Annotated in this window: 2 protein-coding genes; both read left to right on the forward strand. The window is 59.0% G+C overall.

Annotated elements, in window-relative coordinates:
* The first annotated feature begins 158 nt into the window (after positions 1–158).
* Entirely contained in the window at positions 159–560 is a 402-nt protein-coding gene (locus F8N49_RS27660) for a cupin domain-containing protein (protein WP_122750522.1), read from the forward strand.
* A 217-nt stretch (positions 561–777) separates the two neighbouring features.
* Positions 778–1,472 (forward strand): ATPase (locus F8N49_RS27665; RefSeq protein WP_151553301.1); only part of this gene is annotated, 695 nt, incomplete at its 3' end.

Raw genomic sequence — 1,472 nt, forward strand, 5'->3', positions numbered from 1 at the left:
CCTACTCTGGAATGCGTTCCCCTGTAGGAGCTGCCGAAGGCTGCGATCTTTGCTTTTGAACCAGAATTGGTCACCTGATCTTTGCGAATATTGGCCGTTTGAACCGGCCACATTGCGGCCTACTGTGAGCACACCCCAACCATCACAGGTAACCCGCCATGAAAGCCCTGCACCTCGTCGCCGCTGCCCTCGCCTTCACCCTCTCCGCCTCGGCAATGGCTCACGACCCATCCGAAAAAATCACCGTCCTGCAGGAACAACTGCTGAAAAACGCCCCCGGCAAGAAAGCCATGATGATCGAAGTCGACTACCAGCCCGGGCAATCCTCGATCGCCCATAAGCACGAAGGCATTGCGATGGCTTACGTGCTCGACGGCGAAGTGATTTCCCAAGTCAAAGGCGAACAGGCCATCACTTACAAGAAGGGCCAGTTCTGGTACGAGCCGGCCGGTTCCGAGCATCTGGTGTCGAAAAACGCCAGTTCGACCAAGCCGGCCAAGTTGCTGGTGTTCATGGTCCTGGCCCCGGATGAGCAGGTGCTGATCCCGCTGGAAAACTGATGGCTGCGTGACCAGCCATAAACGAAAGGCGCGAATCGAGCATTTGCGCCTTTTTTATTGCCTTGGGGCATTACCTGCAAACGCTTAAAGCCAATAAAACTAACCGCGCAAAGGTTATTCAGCCAACGGTCAGGCCGGCAGGTTTACCCTGAATATCCGCCGATATCTTCGGCCCGTGCACACTCATCGACAGACCTTGTTTCACGGGAGAAACACCATGAAACCTGCGCTTCCCGCCCTGCTGGCGATCTTCGTTTTGACGCTCTCTGCCTGCTCTGTTCCCACTGCCCCGCAAGCGGTGTCATCCCTCGACACGCTGCTGCCGCACCCGACCGGTCGCAGCAGTGCTACTTTGGTCAAGAGCGGTCCCGGCGTCTCGCTGGGGGTGATTTACAGCCCCGGCACCCAGGCCAATCGACAATACTTGCGCGAGTATCAGGCCAAGGCCGGCACCGGTTTTGGTCAGAGCCTGCTGGTGCAGCCGATCCACGACGCCTACGTCGCCAGCTCCAGCCCGGATCGCGCGGTGCAGTGGGTCAACGCTTCGCTGCAACGCCAGTTCGGCTCGGTGACGGTGTACCCGGACATGCAAAGCCTGCGCGCGGCCAGGCCGGATGTGGTGGCGATCGTCGATACCCACAGCCAGTTGATCACCTCGCGCAGCTCGGATATCCGCGCGGATGTCAGTGCCGATTTTTACGATGCGCAATTGAACTACATCGGCACGGCGAAGGGCTCGCAGGCGCGGGAGCTGACGCCGGTGTGGGCGGACTTCAAGCGCTCGGAAGAGATCGTCGCGGATATCAATCAGCAGGAGGAATTGCAGTTGGCGGCGTTGCGCGAGTTTGACCGTTCGCTGAGTAATCTGGTTGTGCGGCCGGAGAAAGTGTCGATGCTCGAGGGTAAACCAGC

Origin of the sequence: Pseudomonas sp. GXM4, assembly GCF_008923895.1 — a bacterium.
Classification (GTDB): domain Bacteria; phylum Pseudomonadota; class Gammaproteobacteria; order Pseudomonadales; family Pseudomonadaceae; genus Aquipseudomonas; species Aquipseudomonas atacamensis.

Bases quoted from the DNA above. Each gene is read 5' to 3' on its own strand.
- F8N49_RS27660 (WP_122750522.1), top strand. From the start codon at position 159: ATGAAAGCCCTGCACCTCGTCGCCGCTGCCCTCGCCTTCACCCTCTCC.